Origin of the sequence: Trinickia diaoshuihuensis (assembly GCF_003390925.1) — a bacterium.
In the GTDB taxonomy this organism is placed as follows: domain Bacteria; phylum Pseudomonadota; class Gammaproteobacteria; order Burkholderiales; family Burkholderiaceae; genus Trinickia; species Trinickia diaoshuihuensis.
The window spans coordinates 60,331-83,189 of record NZ_QUBS01000083.1 but is presented as its reverse complement, the minus strand read 5'-3'; the positions used below and the strand labels follow the sequence as shown (position 1 = coordinate 83,189).

21 protein-coding genes and 1 pseudogene are annotated in these 22,859 nt (G+C 62.1%); 8 read left to right on the top strand and 14 right to left on the bottom strand.

The genetic code is table 11. The features are described 5' to 3' along the window. Positions 1-62: 62 nt before the first annotated feature. The 4 genes and pseudogenes from DXT59_RS21700 to DXT59_RS21685 form a co-directional block, all read right to left on the bottom strand. A pseudogene (locus DXT59_RS21700) lies at positions 63-632 on the bottom strand (S1C family serine protease); the annotation flags it as partial. 138 nt (positions 633-770) lie between these two features. Continuing rightward, positions 771-1,616 carry a peptidylprolyl isomerase gene (locus DXT59_RS21695; RefSeq protein ID WP_420823413.1) on the bottom strand — a complete coding sequence of 282 codons (846 nt, stop codon included), beginning with the start codon at positions 1,614-1,616 and terminating at the stop codon, positions 771-773. Between the two features lie 312 nt (positions 1,617-1,928). Next, positions 1,929-2,345 (bottom strand): universal stress protein, encoded by a 417-nt coding sequence (locus tag DXT59_RS21690; RefSeq protein WP_162878187.1) that lies wholly within the window; start codon positions 2,343-2,345, stop codon positions 1,929-1,931. Positions 2,346-2,974: 629 nt separating this feature from the next. Further along, positions 2,975-3,301 (bottom strand): carboxymuconolactone decarboxylase family protein, encoded by a 327-nt coding sequence (locus DXT59_RS21685; protein WP_116138957.1) that lies wholly within the window; start codon positions 3,299-3,301, stop codon positions 2,975-2,977. Between the two features lie 108 nt (positions 3,302-3,409). On the opposite strand from DXT59_RS21685, the gene DXT59_RS21680 reads away from it, so the two are divergent. Then, positions 3,410-4,303: a LysR family transcriptional regulator gene (locus DXT59_RS21680; RefSeq protein ID WP_116138955.1), complete on the top strand. Its 894-nt coding sequence runs from the start codon at positions 3,410-3,412 to the stop codon at positions 4,301-4,303. Positions 4,304-4,314: 11 nt separating this feature from the next. Here the strand turns inward: DXT59_RS21680 and DXT59_RS21675 are convergent, their stop codons facing one another. Together DXT59_RS21675 and DXT59_RS21670 are read right to left on the bottom strand one after the other, a co-directional pair. Next, positions 4,315-5,268 (bottom strand): alpha/beta hydrolase family protein, encoded by a 954-nt coding sequence (locus DXT59_RS21675; protein ID WP_116138953.1) that lies wholly within the window; start codon positions 5,266-5,268, stop codon positions 4,315-4,317. 36 nt (positions 5,269-5,304) lie between these two features. Beyond that, complete coding sequence (locus tag DXT59_RS21670) at positions 5,305-7,182, bottom strand: M3 family metallopeptidase (RefSeq protein ID WP_116138951.1); 1,878 nt, start codon at positions 7,180-7,182, stop codon at positions 5,305-5,307. A gap of 239 nt (positions 7,183-7,421) precedes the next feature. Between DXT59_RS21670 and ppnP the strand changes: the two genes are divergently transcribed. The 3 genes from ppnP (at position 7,422) to DXT59_RS21655 (ending at position 9,596) form a co-directional block, all read left to right on the top strand. After that, positions 7,422-7,742: a pyrimidine/purine nucleoside phosphorylase gene (gene ppnP, locus DXT59_RS21665; protein WP_116138949.1), complete on the top strand. Its 321-nt coding sequence runs from the start codon at positions 7,422-7,424 to the stop codon at positions 7,740-7,742. A gap of 198 nt (positions 7,743-7,940) precedes the next feature. After that, complete coding sequence (gene ald / locus DXT59_RS21660) at positions 7,941-9,056, top strand: alanine dehydrogenase (RefSeq protein WP_116138947.1); 1,116 nt, start codon at positions 7,941-7,943, stop codon at positions 9,054-9,056. A 156-nt stretch (positions 9,057-9,212) separates the two neighbouring features. Beyond that, on the top strand, positions 9,213-9,596 hold the full coding sequence (locus tag DXT59_RS21655) for a hypothetical protein (RefSeq protein ID WP_116138945.1): 384 nt from the start codon (positions 9,213-9,215) through the stop codon (positions 9,594-9,596). A gap of 16 nt (positions 9,597-9,612) precedes the next feature. Here the strand turns inward: DXT59_RS21655 and DXT59_RS21650 are convergent, their stop codons facing one another. Further along, positions 9,613-10,497 carry an AraC family transcriptional regulator gene (locus DXT59_RS21650; protein ID WP_116138943.1) on the bottom strand — a complete coding sequence of 295 codons (885 nt, stop codon included), beginning with the start codon at positions 10,495-10,497 and terminating at the stop codon, positions 9,613-9,615. Between the two features lie 89 nt (positions 10,498-10,586). Between DXT59_RS21650 and DXT59_RS21645 the strand changes: the two genes are divergently transcribed. The 3 genes from DXT59_RS21645 to DXT59_RS21635 all read left to right on the top strand — a co-directional run bounded on the left by DXT59_RS21645 (position 10,587) and on the right by DXT59_RS21635 (position 12,856). Next, positions 10,587-11,234, top strand: coding sequence for a VC0807 family protein (locus tag DXT59_RS21645; protein WP_116138941.1), 648 nt, complete (start codon positions 10,587-10,589; stop codon positions 11,232-11,234). A 13-nt stretch (positions 11,235-11,247) separates the two neighbouring features. Next, positions 11,248-11,991 (top strand): ABC transporter substrate-binding protein, encoded by a 744-nt coding sequence (locus DXT59_RS21640; protein ID WP_116138939.1) that lies wholly within the window; start codon positions 11,248-11,250, stop codon positions 11,989-11,991. Between the two features lie 85 nt (positions 11,992-12,076). Next, complete coding sequence (locus DXT59_RS21635; protein ID WP_116138937.1) at positions 12,077-12,856, top strand: SDR family NAD(P)-dependent oxidoreductase; 780 nt, start codon at positions 12,077-12,079, stop codon at positions 12,854-12,856. Here the strand turns inward: DXT59_RS21635 and DXT59_RS21630 are convergent. The 3 genes from DXT59_RS21630 to plcR all read right to left on the bottom strand — a co-directional run bounded on the left by DXT59_RS21630 (position 12,853) and on the right by plcR (position 16,069). Next, entirely contained in the window at positions 12,853-13,827 is a 975-nt protein-coding gene (locus DXT59_RS21630) for a GlxA family transcriptional regulator (protein WP_116138935.1), read from the bottom strand. The two genes, DXT59_RS21635 and DXT59_RS21630, sit on opposite strands and share 4 nt — an antisense overlap. Before the next feature lie 79 nt (positions 13,828-13,906). Next, on the bottom strand, positions 13,907-15,286 hold the full coding sequence (locus DXT59_RS21625; protein WP_116138933.1) for a pectin acetylesterase-family hydrolase: 1,380 nt from the start codon (positions 15,284-15,286) through the stop codon (positions 13,907-13,909). Positions 15,287-15,349: 63 nt separating this feature from the next. Further along, positions 15,350-16,069 carry a phospholipase C accessory protein PlcR gene (gene plcR, locus DXT59_RS21620; protein WP_116138931.1) on the bottom strand — a complete coding sequence of 240 codons (720 nt, stop codon included), beginning with the start codon at positions 16,067-16,069 and terminating at the stop codon, positions 15,350-15,352. Between the two features lie 164 nt (positions 16,070-16,233). Between plcR and DXT59_RS21615 the strand changes: the two genes are divergently transcribed. Next, on the top strand, positions 16,234-16,899 hold the full coding sequence (locus DXT59_RS21615; protein ID WP_205417462.1) for a thioesterase family protein: 666 nt from the start codon (positions 16,234-16,236) through the stop codon (positions 16,897-16,899). Between the two features lie 57 nt (positions 16,900-16,956). On the opposite strand, the gene DXT59_RS21610 is transcribed toward DXT59_RS21615, so the two are convergent. From DXT59_RS21610 to DXT59_RS21595, 4 genes are all read right to left on the bottom strand, one after another. After that, positions 16,957-18,396 (bottom strand): virulence factor family protein, encoded by a 1,440-nt coding sequence (locus DXT59_RS21610; RefSeq protein ID WP_116138929.1) that lies wholly within the window; start codon positions 18,394-18,396, stop codon positions 16,957-16,959. Next, positions 18,393-20,984 (bottom strand): bifunctional lysylphosphatidylglycerol flippase/synthetase MprF, encoded by a 2,592-nt coding sequence (mprF, locus tag DXT59_RS21605; protein ID WP_116138927.1) that lies wholly within the window; start codon positions 20,982-20,984, stop codon positions 18,393-18,395. The genes DXT59_RS21610 and mprF overlap by 4 nt, the downstream gene beginning before the upstream one ends. A 243-nt stretch (positions 20,985-21,227) precedes the next feature. Next, complete coding sequence (locus DXT59_RS21600; protein ID WP_116139081.1) at positions 21,228-21,413, bottom strand: hypothetical protein; 186 nt, start codon at positions 21,411-21,413, stop codon at positions 21,228-21,230. A gap of 40 nt (positions 21,414-21,453) precedes the next feature. Further along, entirely contained in the window at positions 21,454-22,758 is a 1,305-nt protein-coding gene (locus DXT59_RS21595; protein ID WP_116138925.1) for an NYN domain-containing protein, read from the bottom strand. Positions 22,759-22,859: the final 101 nt, after the last annotated feature.

Genomic DNA, 22,859 nt, shown 5'->3' with positions numbered 1-22,859 from the left:
TTCGTTGACCGTCCTCGCGGCCCGCCGTGCGCCGCCGAGTCCGATTCCGTATGGATATGTCATCGCGCGAGTGCGTGAGGATTGCCGCTCGACGCGCTGCCACTGTCGAATGCTCCGACCGTCACCGCCACATGCATCGCCCGTCCCGCTCGCCATACGAGCAGGTCCGCCGTGCGTCCCGGGCGGATGCCCGCCACGATGCCGAGCAGGTCGGCGGAATCGGCCACCGCATTGCCGTCGATCGCGCGCACGACGTCGCCGGGCTGCAAGCCGGCCGCCACGCCCGGGCCGCCGGGCTCGACCTGTGTGATCACCGCGCCATCCGCGTCGGGCAAGCCGAACGAACGCGCCAGCGCCTGATTCACTTCCTGCACGGCCACGCCGAGCCGGCCGCGCGTGACCTTGCCGGTACGCAGTAGCTGCTGCGTCACGTCGAGTGCGATGTCGATCGGAATAGCGAACGCGAGCCCTTGGTACCCGCCGGTCTTCGAGTAGATCATCGAATTGATCGCGATCACGCGGCCGTCCAGGTCGAATAGCGGCCCGCCCGAATTGCCGGGATTGATCGGCACGTCGGTCTGAATGAATGGGATATAGCTCTCGCCGGGCAACGAACGTGCTTTCGCGCTGACGTCGCGGTCATCGTCATCGCGGTAAGCGCGAAAAGCATCGCGAGCGCGGCGGCCATGCGTCTACCGTTCTCCGAGTTCGTCATCGGGTTCCCCGTTCGTGCGCGCAGTCGCCTCTACACACGCAGGTCGAGACGCACGCTATTGCGCTGCCGCCAATACCTTCCTGAGCGCGTCTTCGTTGATCGGCGCGTTGCCCCCGAGTTTGGCGAGGTACGCCTGGATGCCCTGCTGAGTACGCTGTGTGCGCAGCATCTCGCGTATCCGATCCTTCACCTCGGCCAGCGGGCGCGGCGCGGCGGCGCGCACGTCGATCAGCCTCACCACGTGGAAGCCGGCCGGCGTCTGGACCGGCTCCGACACCTGGCCGGGCTTCAGCGCATCGGCCACCTCGCGCACGGCCGGCAACAGCATCGCCTCGGGTACGAAGCCCATGTCGCCGCCGTTGGCCGCGCTGGCCTTGTCGTCGGAATTTGCCTTCGCGAGCGCGGCGAAGTCGCCGTTGCGTGCGCGGCTCGCGAGATCGGCGGCCTGCTTGCGTGCCTTCTCGATGGTCGCCGCATCCGCGTTCGGCGCGACGGCAACATAGATTTGTGCGATGTGCAGCGCGCGCGGCGCCGTGAATGCGGCGCGGTTTTGGTCGTAGGTTTCCTGAATTTGCGCATCCGAGGGGTAGTCTGCCGGCGGCGCATTGACCGCCGCGAGATAGCTGCGCACGATGATCTCGCGCCGCGCCTGTTCGATGGCCGTTTGAACGGCAGCCTGCTTGTCCCAACCCTTCGCGTTGGCTTCCGCGTATACGGCCTTCTGCGCCAAAGCCGCCCGTACGATCCGTTCCAACGCGGCGGGATCGGCCACGAGGCGCGTCCGTCCTTCATCGCCGATCGACTTCAACAGCGTCGCGATATCGGATCGCGTGACCGACGCCTGCCCGGCGTTTGCAATCACATCATCCTGCGCTGCCGCGGCGAGCGGCATACCGAGCATCAGGCTGCTTACGATCACTGCAAGGTTCTTCACGTTCTTTCCCGTTTGTGTCCGACTGTTGCCATCGATGACGGGCGCCGGCGGCGCGCCGGCCATCCATCCCTTATGGGCTAAGTCGGATCGAGGTCGCATAACCCGCACGAAGGTCCGTCATTTCGGATCGTCATACGAATTTGGGGCCCTGGCGGGTCAGGAAGTTTGCAGTTCGGAACGGGAGTTTTTCGGCGCTCGGGCCACCGCCATAGCACCGCGGAATGACGGCGATATGACTCGGCGCGAAGTCGCCATGCGCGCCCGCGGCTTCGTTCGATTTCAATGAATCATCGTGACCGGCGTCGAGCACAATCGCCACAATCGCGCGAAGATGGCCCAGCGTCGAAAGAATCCGAGACGCCCGGCGTCGAGCACCACGATATCCGCGCGATCCTGAGCCGCATGCTGGGCAATCGTACGTTCGGGCGGGCCGAACACACGCTTGAGCGTATACGGCACTCCGGCATCGTCCAAGATCGTTCGGGTGACCGTCAAGGCGTCGTGCATCGACGATGCTTCTCGGCGCCGCAAACTCCCCGGCGAGTGGAATGCCGCGGCACGCCCTTGATCGGCATCCGCTAGTACCTCGATCAGTTCGATTTGCGAGACACACCGCTCGGCAAACAGAAAGGCGGCGTGACGCGCAGCTTCGGGCGCACCGCCGCCGTTCAGTATCGGGATCATGAGCTTGAGCACTTGGCTGTCTCGCGGGTCGTTGTCGATAGTGACATTGCAGCAAATCAAGCGCAAAGATGCCGAAAAACTATTGAGTGACGGTATAAAAATCTCGTCAATATTTGGTGGCGGTGTCGCTTGCAGCGACTGGCTTCACCCGGAAGGCGACTCTAATCTCATTCAATCGATCGGTCACGCGGGCCGGGTAGCCTCTCGCCCCACCGCTATAGCGCATAAGCGCTCCGTTCAAGTCACCGTCCGCCGCCGTCAGATATTCGCGAAGGATTGAAGACCCGATACTCACGTTCGTATCCGTCTCCCAAAGCGCTGCCGGCTGCCGAATCTTCGACCGCCGCGGCCGTTGTGCTCTCGCCGAACGCAGGCACCGTCATAACAGCGCAAAGCGCCAACGCTTCACAAGAAAACATGCGACGGGCGCTATGCCGCTGCGGGCCCGATTGATCCGTCATAGTTATCACCGCCTTGCCGATGCGAGAGCTATCAACGGTATCCGAAGGCGGTAAAACTATGCTGCAAAATCGAGCGGCTAACTCATATAGATTCCGTAACGAAGTCGCCTTGGACGACTCAACCTCGCGACGGCGAGCCAGCGAAGTGTTGCTCGACCCTTCAATTGCATGGCGGGTTTCTCACTTGGTGGGAACGGGAAATAGCTCCCTGAATTTGGACAAGGCAGACATCGCGCTAGGCCAGCCGGCGTAGAAAGCAAGGTGGGTAATCGTCTCGATCAGTTCTTCGTGTGTAACGCCGTTCTCGATCGCGCGCGGGAAGTGGAAATTCATTTGCTCGGTCTTGCCCAGCGCGATGAGTGCAGCGCAAGTAATCAAACTACGGTCGCGCTTGGACAATTCGGGGCGCTCCCAAACGTCACCAAACAGCACTTCATCGCTGAGCTCGGCCAGCTTGGGTGCGACCGTGCCGAACGACTCCCGTGCGGCGGTTGGTTTTGTTGGCATCTCTTCGTCCTCATTGCGTAGGTTAGGTGAATAGCTTCCTAGTTTGCACAACGCGCTCGCGTCCGGCTAGCCGTAAAATTCGCAAAGACCTATGAATGGGGCTCATCAATGCTGCGTGAAAACGTCACAGACTTGCTTGCCTTCATCGCCGTGGCGCGCGAAGGCAGTTTCACCCGCGCCAGCGCCAAGCTCGGCGTAACGCAAAGTGCACTAAGCCATACGTTGCGCGCGCTCGAAGCGCGCATGGGTGTGCGGCTATTGAGCCGGACCACGCGTAGCGTGGCGCCGACCGCCGCCGGCGAGCGCCTTTTGAAAACCGTCGCACCGCGCTTCGAAGAGATCGAAAGCGAGTTGGCCGCGATCGTCGAGACGCGCGACAAACCGGCCGGAACGATACGAATCACGGCGACCGACTATGCCGCCGATACCGTGCTGTTGCCGCGTTTATCGAAAGTCTTGCCGGACTACCCCGACCTCAAGGTAGAGCTGGTCGTCGACTATGGACTGACCGACATCGTCGCCGATCGCTTCGATATCGGCGTGCGCTGGGGGGATCAAGTAGCGAAAGACACGATCGCCGTTCGGGTCGGGCCCGATGCGCGCCTTGCTGTCGTCGGCTCTCCCGCGTATCTCGAGCGGCATCCGGCACCGAAGCAGCCGAAAGACCTGATCGAGCACAATTGCATCAACCTACGCCTTCCCACACGCGGCGGCCTCTACGCGTGGGAGCTCAGGAAGGGAAAGAGGCAAATGCAAGTGCGCGTGGACGGGCAATTGACGTTCAACGGCACATACCAAATGCTGAACGCCGCGCTCGGCGGAATGGGCCTTGCGTTCATCCCCGAGGAGCTTGCCCGCCCTCATGTTGAGGCTGGCCGTCTTCGATGGGTCCTGGAAGATTGGTATCCGACTTTCCCAGGTCTACACATCTTCTACGCTAGCCGTCGCGAATACTCGAAAGCGTTATCGGTCGTCGTCGAGGCATTGCGCGACGGAGCGTGACGGCACATCGTTCAGTTCAAGTGGCTTTGAAAAAACTCCAGCACCTCTTCGTCGAACGCCTTGTGAAACGTGGCGCGGTCGAACGCTTTCGCATCGGCGCACAGATCGGGCGAAGCTTTCGCTAGTTGCTGCGAACACGGAGGCAGAAATGAGAAATGTCCCGCGTTGGACACGACGTGGAAATCGGGCTCGGTGGGAAGCACGTGCGCAAGAGCGGGCATCGTTTCGGGCAGCACGCCATCGCCGCCGTACTGAGAGGCCCACAGTTGAATCGGCGCTTTCACGTCTTTCAAGCTTTTCGCGGTCGGAAACTCATCCAGCGGGTCAGCAAGCACATACGCCTTGATTCGCGAATCATGCACGAATGGTTCGCGCACCGGCTGCTTGTTATGCCGTTGACGGCAAACCGGCAGGGTCAGGTCTGGACAAGGGACCGGCGCGTGCAGGTAGTCGGGATTGCCGCCCGCCAACACGAGGCCCGTATAGCCGCCGCGTGAGAAACCGAAAAAGCCGATCCTCTGCGGGTCGATTTTGCGTGCGTCCGGCGCGGCGTGGAGCATGTAATCGATAAGCCGCTTGATGTCCGCTGGCCGCTCGATGAAAACCGATATGTCCGCCGTGCGGCTCATATCCGAATAGTTATCGCCCGGATGATTGGTGGCCGCGACGATAAATCCCGCGTCGGCCAACTTTTCCGCCAGGTCGTAATGATTGAGCAACGATCCGCCATGACCATGCGAGATCACGACCAACGGGAGATGGTCTCCAACGGTTGGACAATCGGGCCGTGCTTTCAAGACGTAAGGCCCCAACGTTAGCGATTCCGGCGCTTCGGCGCACGGTGTCCATACCGCGACTTTCAATTCGGGGCCGTCGGCTCCGGCCGCAATTCGGGCGAACTTCAGTCCCGCCGCCTGTGCGATCGCAGTGCAAGCGCAAAGCAATACCGTCAAGACGAATTTCATGCCGCCTCCTCAGTGAACTCCACCATCGGTTTAAATTCATTCGACGCGCGCATGAGGTGACCGCGCGGGGTAATGCTCGATCCAATGTTCGAATGCAGCATACATGGCGGACAAGGAAGTGCCGCTATCGGCAATCCGTTCGCCGCCATGCACCAGCGAAATGAATGCATCGAGTTCGGTCGAAGGCTCGTCGTTGTTCCCTCGGCTGCTTTCGTCGAATGCGTGCATCGCTTGCTCCCAGGCCGCTTGTGGCGAGCGATTGCATTGTGCCGCTAGATAGGACGCGTTGAGCGGTTCGCCGGTCAACGCGATCAAGGTCTCGTCCAACGTGGCGCCATTACCCGGCGCCCAGCAGTGCTGGGCGAGCAACGGGCCCACTTTAGGGTTATCGACGATATAGCCGAACGCGTTCATAAAGTGTGCACGAACTTGCGCCGCGGCCATCTTCGCCATCAAGTAGCCTTGGTAGTAGACAGCCATGTCGTGATAAATCGGGTGCGGCGTTGCGAGCACATAATCGGTATGGCCGGGGATGCCGAGAATCCGGTGGGTCACCGATTTCGCCAACGATAGTAGCGAATCCGCCGTTCGCTCTCTGTCGTCCATGCCGTACATCGCCCACTCGAAGTATGTGGGGATAAGATCGCGGCGTTCGCTATACGCCAAGTACGCTTGGCGAGCCTCCATGAGTCGTCGGATCGCCTCATCGGGCATCGCGTTTCCGCCTGCGTCTTTCGCGTAGCGTTTCAACCAGCAAGGGTCTGTAGGGAAGGCATCGAAGAATTTTGCTTGCGTCTCTAGGAGAGCGGGGGAACTCGGTGGAAATTCTTGCGAAAAGCAAGGCGAGTTCATCTTCACATTGGCGAAGTGCGCGGCATGGCCGGCTTCGTGGAACAGCACTGTCAGCGCGCGCAAGCCCGCTCCGCTTTGGCCCAAGCCCGCGGTCGACGTGAACCTCACGTCCGCGGGTATCGGCCCCAGTAAGTCGTCGTCATAGCCGGGCGTCGGCGCGATACAAAAGCCCGTGGGGAATTTTCCCCGCCGTTCCATGAGATCGATCTCGATCCGCGCGCCCCGGTATGAGACCCCCATACGCCGGAACGACTCGGCCCAGCGCTCCGGTGCTTTACCGAGTGGGAAATAGACGTCCATCTCGCCCGCCGTCTCGCCCTGCATTGCGAACGCGAGGTTATGCGGCAACAACGCATCGCGGCCCTGTTCTTCTACTAAACGCGCCAGCGCGTTGTGATGAGCCTCGCGCGTGCTTCGCTCGAACTCGTCGAAAATTGAAAACAATTGCTCGGGCGTCAAGCCGCTGTTCGTCTTCAGTCGATACTCGAAGAAGTTGCGATATCCAAGCTCACGCGCGAGTGCATTACGTTTGCCGACGATCTCGACGAAGCCGTTCGATAAAACCCATTGTTCGAGGCCATGAAGCGCCTCGTGCGAACTCTTGCGCGCCGATTCGTCGGCGTTCGAGGCCAGGTTGTTACGCAACGCAGATGGGGATGCTTCTTCGCGCCGTCCCGCTGCGTTCACATGGCTCATTTTGTACGCTTGCCTTTTGGCGAAGAGCTCTGCGTCCAGCGTGGTCAGCTCGCTCAGTATCTGCGCGGCGCGGCCGTTACCGATCGCGCTTGCCTCGAGAACGCGAATCCACCCTCGAAGACCCGTTGCCAACGCGTCCCTCTCGCGCGACGGCTCGGCCGCCAAAACATACGCAAGATGCTCGCGCACGCCGGCGAGACGCGACGCGTCACCGGCAAATTTTTTCCGTTTTAGCGTTGCATGTGCCAGCGCATCATGTTCCGTGCTCAGACCGGTATAGACGGACCAGTACAACTCGCCCTCGGCCTTTAGAAGCTGCAAATACGTGTGATTGAGTCCATCGAAAAACGAGCGGGTGGATTCCATGAAGCGCGATCGAGAAAGGGAACGGGACGAGGGAAATTTTCGGTAGGTCGGTCCTGCGCTACGCCGGAGAGCAGAGGCATCATACCCGCCGGACGTAAACGCGGTGCGGCTACCGAGCAAAGCCCCCGAGATCCACGCCGGCGGCAGCCGGTATGATGATGTATTTTCGCCGGCCGGGGTTTCCGGCGCCCGAACCGCGCGCAACCGATCCACTCGCGACTAACAGGAGAAAGTCCGCCATGACGGCAGCAACGCAATTCGATCAAGTTTCCGTAGTCAAACGGGCCAATGTCTACTTCGACGGCAAATGCGTCTCGCACACCGTTCTGTTCGCGGACGGCAGCCGCAAGACGCTCGGCGTGATCCTGCCCGGCACGCTGAACTTCGGCACCGACGCGCCCGAACTCATGGAAGTGCAAGCCGGTCAGTGCCGCATCCGTCTCGAAGGAAGCGATCAATGGACGACGTACGGCGCGGGCCAGTCGTTCTCGATACCCGGCAAGAGCCGCTTCGACATCGACGTCATCGAAACGCTCGACTACGTTTGCAGCTACTTGTAAAGCACGCCACGCACAGGCAACGCGCGCAGCTTGCGCGCGTTCGCCCGCCTCCGGGATAAGACAGCAAGGACGCCCTTTTTTATCGGAAGAAGAACTGCACGCTGTGAAGCCCTGTCGGCGTAGTATGTCGTCATCCCAGGTCACGAGCCTGCGATCGAGCATACGATCAATCGATTCCGTACACGGAGGAGGTGCATCATGCTGGTGGGCGTTCCCAAAGAGATCAAAAATCAGGAATACCGCGTAGGCTTAACCCCCGCGGGCACCCGCGAGCTTGTCGGTCGCGGTCATCAAGTCCTCGTTCAAAAAGATGCCGGCGCCGCCGTCGGTCTTCCCGACGAAGCTTACGTGGCCGCGGGCGCCACGGTATGCGGCGACGCACAAGAAATCTTCGCGCGCGCCGACATGATCATCAAGGTCAAGGAGCCGCAAGCCGTCGAGCGGGCCATGTTGCGGCGCGGCCAGATTCTCTATACCTATCTGCACCTCGCTCCCGACCGCGAACAAGCAACCGATCTCATCGCCTCGGGCGCCGTCTGTATCGCCTACGAGACGATCACCGGGCCCGGCGGCGGGCTTCCGCTGCTCGCGCCGATGAGCGAAGTGGCGGGCCGCATGTCGATTCAAGTCGCGGCAGCGCATCTGGAAAAGCCCGCCGGTGGCATGGGATTGCTGCTGGCGGGGGTGCCCGGCGTCGCGCCGGGGCACGTCGTCGTGATCGGCGGCGGCACGGTCGGAACCAATGCGCTGCAAATGGCCGTCGGCATGGGCGCCCGCGTCACGATTCTCGATACCAACGTCGAACGCCTGCGACACCTCGATCTGATTTTCGGCAACCGCATCACAACGATGTTTTCGAGCGCGCATTCGCTCGAGCGATGCGTGGCGAGCGCCGATGCCGTGATCGGCGCCGTGCTGATACCGGGTGCCACGGCGCCTAAGCTCGTCACGCGCAACATGATCTCGACGATGAAAAAAGGCGCGGTCGTCGTCGACGTCGCGATCGATCAAGGCGGTTGCTTCGAAACATCCCACCCCACCACGCATGCGGAGCCCACGTTCGTGGTGGACGGCGTCGTTCACTATTGCGTCGCGAACATGCCGGGTGCTGTGGCGCGCACGTCCACCTTCGCTTTGACGAATGCCACGCTCGCACACGCGATCGCACTGGCGGGCAAGGGATGGAAGCGCGCGATGAGCGATGATCCGCATCTGCGCGCGGGCTTGAACGTATGCGAGGGACAGGTGACGCACGAGGCGGTCGCGAAAGCGTTGGGACATAAGTACGTGCACGCCGAGGAGTTGTTGGCGTAGCGGCCAAGCCTCGATAGAGAACGGCGTTGCGCGCGGGCAGCCGGCAACGGTGCGCAGCGCCTGCTCTTTCGACGAAAACGTAGTATGCGTGGGAGGCATCTATACTTACGGCTCGAACTCAGTCAATGAGCGCCCTGCCGAAGGTTTCCCTCCCCGATGCCCGCTACTATCCGCAACTCGTTATCCTGGATCCTCGACGCATTCGAACGCGATCCGACCTACGTCCGCAAGCGGATGTTCAGCATGGACGCCGCCTATATCGACGCTCGATTGTGCATCACCGCGGGCGATCGCCAAGAGCCTTGGAACGGCATGCTCGTATGCACCTCCCAGGAACACCACGCGACGCTTATCGAAGAGATGCCTGCCCTGCAAGTGCATCCGATAATCGGCAAGTGGCTCTACGTATCGCAGACTCACCCGGAGTTCGAGACGGTCGTCGCACGGATCGTCTCGATCGTGCTTGCACGCGATCCGCGGATAGGTGTCGAGCCTACATCGAAGCGCAGCCGCAAAGCCGCCTTACCGAAGGACTGGTGACACATCGCTACGCAACTCAGGCGGCGCTCAACGCGGCGATATCGCGACGCGGCGGCGCGCCGAACATTCGTGCGTACTCGCGGCTGAATTGCGAAGGACTTTCATAGCCCACCCGATACGCGGCCGCCTCGGCGTTCGCGGCGCCCGTCAGCATCAAATGACGCGCCTCGAGCAAGCGAAGCTGCTTTTGATATTGAAGCGGCGTCATCGAAGTCAATGCTTTGAACTGGCGATGAAATGCCGACAAACTCATTTGCGCGACCGATGCGAGTTCTTCGATCCGGACCGTCTCCGCGTATCGCGCCCGCAAGTCATGAATCGCGCTGACGACACGCTCCACGTGGCCATTGGCAAGAACGAGTTTGGCCACTTCGCCACCGTGCGGCCCGGCCAACAGCCAGTAGCAGATTTCCCGCATGATCATCGGCGCGATCACGGGTATCGCGTGCGGCGTATCGAGCAATCGCATCGTGCGCAATACGCAATCGGCCAGTGGACCGTCGAAGTCGGTGACGAACACACCATGCCCGAGTTCCCCTTCGGGCGTGGGAGGGCGATCGAGTTGCTCCATCACCTCGCGCATCACGCCGAGGTTGAACTCGATGACGACACACAGATAAGGTTCGTCGGGGCTCGCTTGGACAATCCGGCTCATCGCCGGCAATTCAACGCTGACCACCAGCGCTTGTCCCGCTCGATAGTCGTATCGTTTGTCGCCGAATGTCGTCCACTTCTCGCCTTGGACAACGACGCACAGCGCCGGCTTCATGACGAGGTGAGACGGATGCTTTTCATGATCGGAGCGCAGAATCGTCACACCGTCGATCGGTGTGACGAATGGGCTTTGCCCTCCTTGGCCCTCGGTATAGCGTTTGACGCTTTCCACTAACGTACGCGTCATGTGACCCCCATACTGACCCGAACCGCTATGTTACTGCGTATACTTCTTAATCGCCGTACAGTCGTCGTCCAAACGGAGACCCACTGAATATGAAAATAAAGGCCGGCGTTGTCCTCGAGCTTGTAGTCAACCTATTCTTGCCCTGGCTCGTCTATCGCCTGGCGCTGCCTTCGCTTGGGTCTCTAGGCGCGCTTTACGCCTCGGCGGTCCCGCCGTTGGCATGGAGCGCTGTCGAGTTCGCCAAGGTGCGCCGCGTCGACGCGCTCAGCGTCATCGTATTGGCCGGCATCGGCCTATCGATCGCGCTGATGGCGATCGGCGGCAGCCCGCGGATCTTGCTCGTGCGCGAATCGCTCGCCTCGGGTTTGATCGGCGTCGCGTTTCTTCTGTCGCTGCTACGCGAGCGGCCGCTCGTTTACTACCTTGGGAGAGCAACGGTCGCGCGTCAGCAAGCGGACGGCGCTAGCCGCTTCGACGCGCTCTGGAAGGAGCGGCCGAGCCTTCGTGCGAATCTGCGTATGATGACCGCCGCGTGGGGCGCCGCGCTGACCGGCGAGATGCTCGTGCGCTGTTGGCTCGCATGGCACTGGCCGGTCGAGCGATCGCTGGCGGTATTGCCGATCATCAGCTACGCCATTTACGGCGCGATGATGTTGTGGACGATCTGGATGCGCAAGCGCATGCGTGCGCGAGAAAGCACCGTATCGGCCGCGGGATCGACTCATATACCCACCTAAGCCCGGAACGCTCATGACCATCGACCCGTCCATCGTCAGCGCCTTTGCACCCACCGGCAAGCTGCGCGCCTCGATCAACCTCGGCAATCCGATCCTCGCCAACAAGGATCCGGCAACCGGCGAGCCCGGCGGCGTCTCCATCGAGCTCGCCCGAGGGTTCGCGAAGCGGCTCGGCGTCGAGTTGGAATTGGTCGTCTTCGACACGGCCGGCAAGTCCGTCGAAGCCGTGAGCGACGAACGCGCCGATATCGGCTTTTTTGCGATCGATCCGCTACGCGGTGAAAAAATCGAATTCACCGCGCCCTATGTATTGATCGAGGGCTTTTATCTCGTGAGAGACGATGCACCGATCCGCACCAACGGCGACGTCGATCAAGCCCACAACCGCGTCGTCGTCGGCAAAGGCAGCGCCTACGATCTGTATCTCTCGCGCGAACTGAAGGCGGCGCGGATCGTCCGCGCGCCGTCGTCACCGGCAGTCGTCTCCATGTTCCTCGAACAAAATCTCGAAGTCGCCGCAGGGGTCAAGCAGCAATTGGAAGCCGATGCGCGAATAACGCCTGGGCTCAGATTGCTCGACGAGCGATTCATGGTCATCCGGCAGGCCATGGGCACGCCCAAGCGCCGTGGCAGCGCGGCGGCCGGTGTCTTGCAGGCCTTCGTCGAAGAGATGAAGGCGTCGGGCTTCGTCGCCGAGGCGCTGCGCAGGCATGCAATCGCCGGCGCATCGGTAGCGCCGGCCGCCGAGCACGATTAGGCAAGAACGCGCCTGAATCCGGCATTCAGTTCGCTCCTGCGCGCCCCTAAGCTAGCTCACATCGAGCCTAACTTGGAGCGCAAACATGACTGTGGGATCCGTAGCAAGCAAGGCGAATAAAATCGCTATCGTGACGGGAGGCAGCCGCGGGCTGGGACGCAATACCGTCCTTCATCTCGCGGCCCGCGGCGTCGATTCGATCTTGACCTATCGTGTGAATCGAGCCGAAGCGCAGGCCGTGGTACGGCAAGTCGAGCAAGCCGGCCAACGCGCCCTCGCCATTGCACTCGATACCGGCAAGAACGCCACGTTCGATGCGTTCGTTGAACAAGTGCGCCGTTCGCTGTCGCAGTGGGGTGTCGAGCGCTTCGACTATCTCGTCAACAACGCGGGCATTTCGCATCATGCTCCGATCGAGGAAACGACCGAACAGGACTTCGACGATCTATACAACGTCCACTTCAAAGGCGTCTTCTTTCTCACGCAAAAGCTGCTGCCGCTCATCAACGACGGCGGCCGTATCGTCAACATCTCCTCCGGGCTCACACGCGTCGCGTTCCCTGGCAGCGCATCCTATGCATCGATGAAAGGCGCCGTCGAAGTGCTCACGCGCTACCTTGCGAAAGAACTCGGTCCGCGTCGCATAGCCGTCAACACCGTTGCACCCGGCGCGGTCGAAACCGACTTCAGCGGCGGCATGGTGCGCGACAATCCCGAGGTCAACCGCATGGTCGCCGGCGCGACCGCGCTGGGCCGCGCAGGCGTACCCGATGATATTGGTCCCATGATCGCCGCGCTGCTGGCCGAAGACAATCGATGGGTCAACGCGCAACGTATCGAGGTATCGGGCGGGATGGCCCTCTAAACCGCCGCTGTTTTTCCGGCTTGGAATTTCTTGCGATAGGCGGCGGGCGGCACTCCGACCCGCTGCTGAAACAATCTCCGAAACGAGTTGCTGTCTTCGTAGCCGACTTGCTGCGTGATGGCGTCGAAACTCATGCGCGTCGATTCGAGCAAGTGCTTCGCCTTTTCCAAGCGCAGCGTCTGCAAGTAGGCCAACGGCCCATAACCCGTCGAATCCTTAAAGCGCCGCTTGAAGTTGCGCACGCCGAACCCGAACCGTTGCGCGACATCGTCGATCAGCATCGGTTCTCCGTAATGGACGTCGAACCAGTCTTGTACGCGCAGCACCCGAGCATCGCCATGGCTCTTCGGCATCGACCACATTACGTAGGGACTTTGGTCGCTCCGCACGCTATCGATCAACATATACCGGCTGCATAGCTGCGCGAGCTCGAGCGAGGCGAAGCGCCGCACCAGATACAGCATCAAGTCCATCGCGGCGCTCGCGCCGCCGCTCGTGATGACGCCATCGTCTTCGCAAAGAATTTGCTTGGCATCCAGCCGGACGTCGGGATATCGCCGTTCGAAGAAATCCGCGAACGCCCAATGCGTGGTCGCGCGTAGGCCGCCGAGCAGGCCCGATTCCGCCAGCAGGAAGCTGCCCGTACACATCGACGCCATCACTGCGCCGCGCGCATGTTGGCGTCGCAGCCACTTGCCGTGGCGAGCGAAACCGGGCAATGCGTCACACAGCGTGAACATGAAGCCCGGAATCAAAACGAGGTCGGTGCGGGGGATATCGGCGAGCGCGGCATCGGGCTGCAAGCGTTGCCCGCCGAACGTCGGCACTTCAGCGCCATCGAGCGAGGCCGTGTTCACGTCGAACAACGGCCTGTCTCCGGCGGCAAAAATATTCGCGGCATGAAGCAACTCGAGCCCCATAGTGGCGCTCGTTGCCGAGCAATGGTCGGCAAGCAGTAACGTAACGTGCATGGTTCGGCCGTTTGCGGTTTTCGCATGTAGCGGGTGTCTTCCGCAATCAGCTTACCAGTTTCGCTTAGCGGCTACAGCCTCAGGCCCGATGCCCCGAAATCGGCCCTGCCTCGCCGGTCAGATTGAGTATGCTGTCCACCCAAGCAAGAAAGCTCGACAACGTGAAATCCGACCATTGCTGAGTGCGAAACGCCTTCATGACGGGCACGACGGCCGGGTCTTGCTGATTGAGCAAATCGGCGACGAAGTTGCCGACATCGGCATCGACGCCGTTCTCATGAATGCCGGACCCGGTGAAACTGACGGCTGTGACTTGGTGGTTATGCATGAAATCGCCTCTCGCCCACGGCATGTAGTAGCCGAAATTCGGCAGCGGATTGATCGTTTGCCTCAGAAGATTCAATTCGTCGCCGAACAGGGCGAGTGACAGCGCGTCCTTGCTCGCATCGTCCGGCGCCGCGATCACCGCTGGAACGAAATTTCGATAGTGATAAGCGGCGATGACCGCGTCGCGTTGATAGGTCGTGTAGCCGAATCGATCGTGAGGAAAGGTCTTCGCCAACGCGGCATAAGCACTGCCCATGTTGCCCCGGTCGAAGTAAGGCGAAAGCCGGCTGTTGATCGTGATCATGCCGTCGGGTCCATCCATGTCCCATTCCGTGCGCACTTTGTCGTATAGCCCTACGGACGGGTGCGCGGAAGCGTCGGCGCCGAACGGCGTGTTGAACACGGTGCCCGCGTCGTCGAGCATCGAGCTATGCGCCTGGGGCTGCAACGTGTTACGCAGCGTCGCGTAGTTGGCCAGCGCACCGTATCCTCCCGCGCTCGTCCCGTATACGAGCAATCGATTCGGCTGGGCGAAACCATGAACGACGAGCCATTGCGCGACGGCCTGCACGTTTTTCAGGCCGTTGTAGTGCTGGATACGCGCATCGCCCGCCGGCGAGGCGTAGCTGCGCACCGCGCTGCCCATGTGAATATCGCCCGTGCAATACGGCACGAAAACTTGCGTCCAATCCTGCGTCTCGACGCGAGGCTCGCCGATCAGAATATGCGCAAGATCCATCCGGACCATCAGCGGCGAGAGCAACGACGACATCAAGGTCTCGCTTGCCGTGCCGTTCATGTAGTTCTGCGGAATGCCATCGGGATTGAAGGCGCCGAGGCCCGCCTCGGGGCCGCTCGTCGCCGTCTCAGTGCAGGTCGCATAGTCCCAACATGCACCGCCGGGCTGCATCATGTAAAGCATGTCGTTCGATTGCGCACGGTTGATATAGAACCGCATCGGCGTACCGTTGCCGCACGACGCGCCGCTGCTTTCCGGCAGCACCACTTCGTACCACGAATAAAACGGAATCGACGGGTCCGGCAACACTGTATCGGACGCTTGCGCGTTCAACGTGGCGCACGTCAGCACGCCGCCCAAGCACAGGCCTTTGAGCCATTTCGATGCGAACATCTTCCCTCCCATTTCGATTGCACGAGGCAATATCGGCGCGCGCGGGTTGCGTGCGCCGTCACTTCAATGCTTCTCGGGTGAAGGTGCGCCGTCGAACAACCGCACGCGCAGGGCTTGCAAACGCTGGGCGATAACGGCTTGTCGTTGCCGAGGGTCGGGCACGGTAGATTGAACCTCGCGGAAGATCGCTTGGCTTTGCTGCGCGTAGGCTAAATACCGCGGGTCCTGCGCGGGCGATGGCCCGACGGCCTGACGCGCATAGGCGTCCCACTGGCGCCGCGAGGCTTCCAGCTCGGCGCTGCGCGTAACCGGGTCGGGGTCGGCGTCGATGAGCAACGCCGCGGTCATGGCCTGCGCTTGTACCGGCAACACCTCGTTGCGGGCAACGTGCTCGGGCAATTCGGCGATGATTTGCCGCGCCAGTCGCGCCCGCTCGGCGGCATTCATGCTTTGTTTGCCAGTGCCGTAGGCGGTGACTAAATCGCGAAAGCGCGCAAACGCGACGATGCGTTGCAGTTGTGCTTGCGCATCGGGGCGCTCCGCTAACGCCCGACGCAAGGCCGCAAGGTCGAGGGCTCGTTCGGCCGGCCCCATCGCGGGCGCATCGCTAGGCGACGCCTTTGCCTGCGCCGGCGCGGAGGACGGCGCGATCGGCGTCTCTCGTACTCGAGCGGACGGATCCGCCTCGGCCAGCGACAGCCGTTCGTAACGCCACACTGCCACGGCGATGGCAACCACCGCGAGCAGCACCGCTCGCCGCCAAAGCGCTTTCGTTGTTTTCACGCCGAGTCCTTGTGAGCCGCCGCGGATGAGGACTACGTTTTAGGTCGAAAGTCGCGCGTCGTCAAAATCGGCATTAAGTTTTGCCCTCTAATTTTTCTTGGAACGGCACACGCCTATGCGCGTCAAGCGATGGCCGCGCGGGAACAGGCGCACGGCGAATCGTTTTGCATATTTCGCATGAAATATGTCAGTTCCGCATCTACCGGATCATCGCGGCGTTCGATAGAGTCTTCGTCATCGACACCCGCCCCGATCTCATGAATCTCTGGTTTCGTCTCTTCTTTACGCTGCTGCGCCGCCCTTGGCGCAAGCGCGCACATCCATTCGAGACCACTCGTATTCGGATGCGCGTATGGCCGCTCGATCTCGACATGAACCGCCATGTGACGAACGGGCGCTACTTCACGCTCGCCGATGTCGGCCGCATGCATTACGTCCTACGTACCGGCGCGTTCCGCATCGCATGGCGTCATCGCGCCGTTCCGGTCGTCGGCGACACATGGGGCAAATTTCGGCGCGAGCTCAAGTTGTTCGAATCGTTCGAGATTCATACACGGATGCTGGGCTGGGACGCCAAATGGACATTCGTCGAGCATCGCTTCGTGCGCAAGGGCCGTGTCGTCGGGGTCGTCGTGATGCGGGGGTTGTTTAGGTCGCCGACGGGCACCGTGCCGCCCCATGAACTCGCCCGAGAGTTGGGGATCGAGCAGGCATCGCCTGAGATGCCATCGTGGTTGACGGCCTGGTCCGCAAGCTGCGACGAGATGAGCCGTCAGTTGCGCGAGGAGGAAGGACGCTCTACCGAGACGGCGGCGCACGTCTCGGCATAAGCGCGAAGGAACGGATTGCGGCTCCGTTCGATGTGGCGGCTTTTCAGCCTATCGGACTTATTGCGCGGCGTGCGCGCCGCCCTGGGCGTGCAGGCGCTTCTCCCAACCTGACAAGATACGTCGCTCCAACACGTCGTAACCGTGGTCGAAATGGTGTCCGCCCGCCGTGCGAATCACTTCCTGCGTCGCCGTCAATGCGGGACACAAGGTATCGGTTTCGTTCTCGCCGTAGAAGCACTGCACCAGTCCCGCGGGCAGGCGATCCACCGCCGGCTTCGCCTGCAAGGCTTTATCGCTCGGCGGCATGCCGAGCCAGCCGGTGACGCGCACTTGGAAATCCGCGGCGGGCGCAAACCCGAGCAGCGAGACGATCGACACTTGGTCGCGCAACGCGACAGGCAGCAAGTTGTAGGCGAACGGCATCACGTCCGCGCCGAACGAGTAACCGATCAGCGCGAACGACGTGGCATGCCAGCGTGCGCCGTAGGCGCGCAGAACGCGGGCCAAATCGCGGCTGACCTGCTCGGGGCTCTTCTCGCTCCAGAAGTAACGCAAGCTATCCCAACCCACGACCGACACGCCGTCCTTTTGCAATTGTTCGCCGATCGTCTTGTCGAGATCGCGCCAGCCGCCGTCGCCCGACATGACGATCGCCAGCATCGCGCGCGGATGCGCCGCGGGCAATTCGACGAGCGGCAAGTCGGAGACGTCTTGCTCGCCTCCCGTGTCGGCTTGCAGATGCGGTTTGATCAAGGCGACGAATCGATCCACGCTCGTCGTCCCGGCCGCGAACATGCGCGGCGATTTGGCCAGCAGGGGAGCGGCCAACCGGTCCGCATCCTTACCGAAATTGAATCCCGGCGAATCGGCGCCTTCCTTGACGGCCGAGCGCTCGGCCGATTGCATTGCCGCCACCGCGCCTTGCTTGGTCACCCCTACCTCGACGAACCCCGGCAATGCGCTGCCGCGGCTAATCGTCGGGTCGGGCGGACATTGCGCGAAATCCTGATCGAGCGTCGCGTCGGCATCGATGGCCGCCGCCCCCGCGATCGTATTCGCCGGCGCCTGTGCGAGCACGTGCAACGCAAGGGTCGCGCCTTGCCCCGTCCCGGCCATGATCGGAGCGAAGTACCGGTTCGACTTCAACTGACGTTCGAGTTGATGACTGACTGCTTCGGCATCGCCGTCCAAATGCCGGCAAGCCTTCCCGCTTGCCGCGAGATTGGCCGCATACCGTCCCGTATCCACGCCTACCGTCAACGCGCCTTGCTCGGCCAGTGCGTGCGCCGCTTGCGCATCGGCCGCGGTCCAGCCCTTGCCCGCCGAGAACAACACGACGAAACCTCGCATCTCGCCCTGCGGCCAATCGACGGTGACATCGCCGTAACGCCCGCCCGAAATATGCGATGTAGCCGCTTGCGCACCGGTGCAAACGCAGGCGGCGCTCGCCAGCAACGCAAGCGATATCAGTCTGTTCCGTACTGCGTGAAGTGTCATGAACGGCGGCCCCCCGCCAAAATCGAAAGATCGAGCAGCGTCAGCACCGCGCCCGCCCAGCCCGATACCGCGAGATAACGCGGTTCCCAGCGCGGCTGGAACTTGCCCTTGAATGCGCGCAGGCCTTGGAAGTTATAGAAGCGGCCGCCGAAACGCCACACGAGCGAGCCGAGCTGGTGAAGCGGCGAGCCCAAAGGCATCGGCCGCACGCCGGAGAACGGCGCCACCCCGAGACTCAAATGGCGATAGCCCTCGCGCTTCAAATGCATCGCGAGTTGCACGAACAAGTAATCCATCACGAACGGCGAGGCATCGGCCACATGGCGCATGACGCCCACAGTCGCCTCGACATTCAGGTCGGTCGTCATATACGTCGTGAACGCGACGGGCTCGCCGTTTTGCCGAACGAGCATGACCGATTGGGCCGCGAGATAGGCGTCGCTGAAAGCGGCCACCGAGAAGCTCTTTTCGCGCGCCGACCGGCTGTCGAGCCAACTGTCCGAGATGCGGCGCAAGATCTCGATGTGCTCGGGCATGGCTGCCGCGTCGATGACCTCCACCGTGCAGCCGTCGCGCTCGGCGCGGCGCATGGAGTAACGCAGCGCGGCGCGCTTGGGTCCGTTTAGATCGAATTGATCGAGCGCGAGCCGCGCCTCCTCGCCGAGTTTCATCAACGTCAGTCCCGAATCCAGATACAACGGCAGCGAGTCGGCCCGCACCTGATAAAACGCGGCGCGTCCCCCATGCTTATGCGCGAGCATGACGAACTTGCGAATCAACTCGGCCCATTCCTCCCGCGGGCCGACGGGATCGTGCAATGCGGCCCACGTGCGGCCGTGCTTCGCGAACATGAGGAACGCTTCGCGCGAATCGGAGAACAGGAAGCTCTTGTCGCCCATCATGGCCAGCCCGGCATCGCTACGCTCTTGCGAGCGAATGATCCTGATCGCGTCCGTCAAATCTTCGGCGCTAGGATGGACGAAGCGTCCGGCCGCCGGACGCAAGAGCTGCCATACGGCGAAGGCTGCCGCGAAGAGGCTGGAGGCGAGCATCGCGCGCAGCGAGCGCGAGGCGCGCGCATGAAACTCGAAGTCCCACCAAAGATCGGCCCGGTACGGGATGTTGCGATACGCGAAAAACATCACCCATGCCGAGCAGATCAGCACGATGGCCACGGAGATCAGCCAGCCCGGCGTGAACGGTTCAGCGAACAACGCCGCGCGCCGGTTGAAGCTGCCGTGCGTGCACAGCAGCAGAAGCAGCAACGTGGCGAGCACGCCGGCTTCCACGAACGCCAATCCCTTGATGACCGACAACACGAGGCTAACGGCGGTCAGCACGACGCTCAGCCACCACGCGGCATCGAGCCTGCGCAGCAGCCCGCGCGAGACGAACAGCAACAGCACGCCGAATACGCCGCTGACCAATTGCGAACCTTCGAGCGCCCAAAGCGGCACGAGTTCGCGCAGGACGGCGAGGCGATGGGCCAATGCCGGCGTGGCGCTCGACATGACCAGCATCGAGCCGACGACGAACGTGATCAAGCAAAGAAACAGCGGCGCGATGCGCCCCATGCTGCGCAGGGGCAAATGCTTGCGCAACGCCCTCGCTTCGTAGCCGATCAGCACGGCCGCCGACAACACGAGCGGCAAGCCGAAATAGACCGCGCGATAAGCCAGCAGCGCGGCTAACAGCGCCGGCGTGGCGATATCGCCGCGCAGCGCGAACACCATGACGGATTCGAATACGCCGACGCCGCCCGGCGTATGGCCGACGATACCGAGCAGCAAGGATGCAGAGTAGACGGCGATAAAGCTCACGAAACCGGCGGCGTGCATGCCGGGCAGAAACACCCACAAAGCCGCGCCCGCGCCGACGACGTCGACGACACCGAAGATGATCTGAGAAACGAGGCTCGCGCGCGACGGGATATCGAGCGTGATACCCGACCAGCGGGTAGGGATCCGTTTCGTCTTCGCCCCGCAGCACACGACGGCCAAGGCGAGGAGCGCGAGCACGATCACGCTGACGACGGTCAAGGCGCGCGGCGCAAGATGGGTCATCGCCGAAAGCGGGCCCGTATCCAATAGCGCGCCTAGCGCGCTGATCAACAGCGTGGCCAGCACGAGCGAGCCGCTCGTCAGCAACGTCAAGCGGCCGACTTGCGACGACGTGACACCGGCGGCGCCATAGACGCGGCAGCGCACGGCACCGCCCGTCAGCGCGCCGAAGCCGGCGATATTGCCGAGCGCGGAGGCCGCCGTCGCCCCGATCCATAGCAGCGAACGCGGCACCTTCGCATCGACGTGACGCAAGCCGATCTCGTCGCGCGCGACGAGGGCGACGAAGCTCAATGCGGTGGCGGCGAGTGCGGCGGCCCATTTGCCGGCGGGCATGTGGAACAGTTGCCGGCTGACCGAGTGGTAGTCGATGCTCTGCGAGATTTTCTGCAGCGCGAGCAACAGCAAAATGCAAATGACGAGCGCAACCGCGGGCGAAACGAGACGCCGATGGTTGATGCCGCGCGCTTTCGCGTAAAACGCGGCGACGACTCTCGAGGTACGGTCTCCGTTAGGGAGGTCTTGCATTTTCTGTAAATCGATCGTTCTCGGCGGCAACGGGGCGTTCGTGGCGGCGGCGTCGACGCGCCGATTATTTGTCAGGCCAGAATCGTGGGACCGCGCCGGGCGATCGATATCGCAACTTGTGGTCTCTTACAACGCGGGATGTGCCGATTCGGTTGACGCGAAAACCGCAAAAGAAGGCTGCGGCGCGCGGTCACACAATTACGCCAAGCACGCGCCAAGCCGGTATTTGCAGGATGGATGCCGTCAGATAAAGGGTTTTCCCTCAATTTGTTCGTAGACGACGGTCCCGTCATCGGCCTCGAATTTCTCGACGTAGTTGCGCGCGCCGCACATGGGGCAGCGGAACAGCAACCCCTGGCCTTCGTTTTTGATGACGACGTCGGCCAGGTCCCACTGCGCCTGACAGCTTTGATTCCTACAAGTCAACACTTTCATTCTCCTGGTGAGTCATGACCCCGGGTCAATCGACTCATTGTTCGTCGTTGCTTTCGATCGGCGCCTTGCGCGTGCGACTCGTCCGCGACGCGGACTTTCGCGGCGCCTTCGCCGGTTTGGTTTGATCGGAGGGCGCGGGCGCGGACTCTCCGGCCTGAGTTTCCGCTTGCACCGCGCGCGCGCCGTTGGTCCGGGTCTTCTTCGCAGCGGGCTTTCTCGCGCGGCGCGGCTTCTGCGCGGGCTCCGCCGCAGCCTCGCTCGGCATTGCCTCGTTCGCCGGTGCGGGCACCGGCGCTTCAGCCGTCACGATAGGTTCAAATTGAGCTTCCGGTGCGGCGTCAAGCGCCGCCTCCGGCTCGGCCGCGGCGGCGACTGCCGCCGGACCCGGTTCGCGCGTTTGTTTGCGCTCGCCCTTGCCCTTCTTCCGGCCCTTATGGCCGTTTGCTTCCGGCGTCGCGCCGTTTTCGGGCACGGCTTGCTGCTCACCCGGGTGCCTCGGCATGTCGGTCGCGGACGTTTGACTCGGCCGATACACGAACGCCCCGGACTTATCGTCGCGGCCGACTTCCAGCAAGCCGCGTGCTTGTGCTTCGTCGAGCAGATTGCCGAATGCGCGGAAGCCGTAATAGGACTCGCTGAAATCGGGCTTGCGCCGCTTGATGGCGCTTTTGAGCACCGACGCCCAGATCTTGCCGCTCTCGCCGCGCTCGGAGACGAGTGCGTCGAAGGTTTCGACGGCGATCGCGATCGCTTTCGCCTTGCGCGACTCCATTTCCGCCTTCGGCTGTTTGTCTTCGTCGGCCGCGCGCTTGGCCGCGATGCTTGCCTCGCGCGCTTCGCGCTTGGCGCTCGCACGCTGCTGCTCCCGCACGAGGTCGTCGTAAAAGATGAATTCGTCGCAGTTGGCGACCAATAGATCCGACGTCGAATTCTTCACGCCGACGCCGATCACTTTTTTCGCGTTTTCGCGCAGCTTCGACACGAGCGGCGAGAAATCCGAATCGCCGCTGATGATCACGAACGTATCGACGTGCGACTTCGTATAGCAAAGATCGAGCGCATCGACGACGAGCCGGATATCGGCCGAGTTCTTGCCCGATTGCCGCACGTGCGGGATTTCGATGAGCTCGAAACTGGCCTCGTGCATCGACGCCTTGAAGCCCTTGTAGCGATCCCAGTCGCAATAGGCTTTTTTAACGACGATGCTTCCTTTGAGCAGCAGCCGTTCGAGCACGGGCTTGATGTCGAATTTCTCGAACTTCGCATCGCGCACGCCGAGCGCGACGTTCTCGAAGTCGCAGAACAGCGCCATGCTGACGCTATCTTGTGGGGAAGCCATAGAGTTCTCCAGCCGACCAGGCGCATTGGCTCATGAGTTTGAATTGCGCACATGATAGCTGGTTGCGGGCGACGGGCGGACGCAAGCGACCGGGCGAGCGC

What these genes read in the sequence shown, in the direction of transcription:
- DXT59_RS21695 (WP_420823413.1), bottom strand. Translation starts at nt 1,616, where the DNA reads ATGCTCGGTATGCCGCTCGCCGCGGCAGCGCAGGATGATGTGATTGCA.
- DXT59_RS21685 (WP_116138957.1), bottom strand. Translation starts at nt 3,301, where the DNA reads ATGCCAACAAAACCAACCGCCGCACGGGAGTCGTTCGGCACGGTCGCA.
- DXT59_RS21680 (WP_116138955.1), top strand. Translation starts at nt 3,410, where the DNA reads ATGCTGCGTGAAAACGTCACAGACTTGCTTGCCTTCATCGCCGTGGCG.
- DXT59_RS21675 (WP_116138953.1), bottom strand. Translation starts at nt 5,268, where the DNA reads ATGAAATTCGTCTTGACGGTATTGCTTTGCGCTTGCACTGCGATCGCA.
- DXT59_RS21670 (WP_116138951.1), bottom strand. Translation starts at nt 7,182, where the DNA reads ATGGAATCCACCCGCTCGTTTTTCGATGGACTCAATCACACGTATTTG.
- ppnP (WP_116138949.1), top strand. Translation starts at nt 7,422, where the DNA reads ATGACGGCAGCAACGCAATTCGATCAAGTTTCCGTAGTCAAACGGGCC.
- ald (WP_116138947.1), top strand. Translation starts at nt 7,941, where the DNA reads ATGCTGGTGGGCGTTCCCAAAGAGATCAAAAATCAGGAATACCGCGTA.
- DXT59_RS21655 (WP_116138945.1), top strand. Translation starts at nt 9,213, where the DNA reads ATGCCCGCTACTATCCGCAACTCGTTATCCTGGATCCTCGACGCATTC.
- DXT59_RS21650 (WP_116138943.1), bottom strand. Translation starts at nt 10,497, where the DNA reads ATGACGCGTACGTTAGTGGAAAGCGTCAAACGCTATACCGAGGGCCAA.
- DXT59_RS21645 (WP_116138941.1), top strand. Translation starts at nt 10,587, where the DNA reads ATGAAAATAAAGGCCGGCGTTGTCCTCGAGCTTGTAGTCAACCTATTC.
- DXT59_RS21640 (WP_116138939.1), top strand. Translation starts at nt 11,248, where the DNA reads ATGACCATCGACCCGTCCATCGTCAGCGCCTTTGCACCCACCGGCAAG.
- DXT59_RS21635 (WP_116138937.1), top strand. Translation starts at nt 12,077, where the DNA reads ATGACTGTGGGATCCGTAGCAAGCAAGGCGAATAAAATCGCTATCGTG.
- DXT59_RS21630 (WP_116138935.1), bottom strand. Translation starts at nt 13,827, where the DNA reads ATGCACGTTACGTTACTGCTTGCCGACCATTGCTCGGCAACGAGCGCC.
- DXT59_RS21625 (WP_116138933.1), bottom strand. Translation starts at nt 15,286, where the DNA reads ATGTTCGCATCGAAATGGCTCAAAGGCCTGTGCTTGGGCGGCGTGCTG.
- DXT59_RS21610 (WP_116138929.1), bottom strand. Translation starts at nt 18,396, where the DNA reads ATGACACTTCACGCAGTACGGAACAGACTGATATCGCTTGCGTTGCTG.
- mprF (WP_116138927.1), bottom strand. Translation starts at nt 20,984, where the DNA reads ATGCAAGACCTCCCTAACGGAGACCGTACCTCGAGAGTCGTCGCCGCG.
- DXT59_RS21595 (WP_116138925.1), bottom strand. Translation starts at nt 22,758, where the DNA reads ATGGCTTCCCCACAAGATAGCGTCAGCATGGCGCTGTTCTGCGACTTC.